Source organism: Salegentibacter haimaensis, assembly GCF_054121495.1.
This window is the reverse complement of the sequence record NZ_JBSYGH010000038.1, coordinates 1-1,009: the sequence shown is the minus strand read 5'-3', so window position 1 is coordinate 1,009 and position 1,009 is coordinate 1. Positions and strand designations below refer to the sequence as shown.

The following is a 1,009-nucleotide window of genomic DNA, read 5'->3' as shown; positions in this document are numbered from 1 at the left end:
CCCAGGTGTTTTCGATAATACGCCTGAATAACAGGGTCGGTCCTGATGGCCTGCCAGGCCGCTTCTACAAAATAAGAACGGATTAACCGATGGCATCTAGGATTCATCCCAAGAGATTTTGAATTGCCGCCACTTTCATGAATCCCCGGAGCCAGTCCAACATATCCGGCAAGATGTTTCAGGCTGCTAAACCGTCTTAAATCTCCCAGTTCAGCTATGATTCCTACTGCTACAATACCACCAATTCCCGGAACGCTTCTTAACAGGTAGTAATCCTTTTTAAAATGTTTTCGGCAATAGGCCCTGAGCTGAGTGGAAATATCCCGAAGCTCTTTATCGATAAACCGAAATGTTCGCATTTTACTGGCCATAGTTTCCCGGGCCGTAGGATAATTAAATTGCTGGCTATCTACCCAATGACGAAAAGCGTGACTCCAGTGATCATTGTCGAACTCTTCAGGAACTTTAATTCCGAAATAAAGGAGTTGCATTTTGATCATACATTTTATCCGGCGAAGATCTTTAACCAGCTCATTGCGGCGCCGAAAGAGACTACGTAATTCTTCACGTTCTACACCCGGAACCGTGATGCTATCTAAACGTCCATCTTTAAGTTCCCGGCTAATGAGTTGTGCGTCGATTCGGTCGGTTTTAGTATATCGTTCTTTACCTTTGCGATGAATATCAGCAGGATTTACGACCAGGGATTTCCAGCCATAAGTTTCAAAGCTACGATGAGCAGAATAACCGCAACATCCGGCCTCATAAGCTGTGGTCACCTCATAATCGGGAAAATGTTTGTTGACATAATCGCGTAATTTCTCAGGTTCTGGTGGCATAGTAAAGGATTTACCAGCAAAGAGATCGGTGCTACAGTGTATTTTCCAACTTCTCTTGTGGATGTCGATTCCTATGAATAACTTTGGTAAGGCAGTAACTCGGGTTTCCATATCTTTAGAGTTTTGGTGAATTTTAAAGATACTCGATTACTGCTTTTTCATTGATGCTA

Annotated in this window: 1 protein-coding gene; it reads right to left on the bottom strand. The window is 43.2% G+C overall.

From position 1 onward, the window contains the following. Nucleotides 1-950 (bottom strand): IS110 family RNA-guided transposase (locus ACW6QP_RS15355; protein WP_457911755.1); only part of this gene is annotated, 950 nt, incomplete at its 3' end. Between the last annotated feature and the right edge of the window lie 59 nt (nucleotides 951-1,009).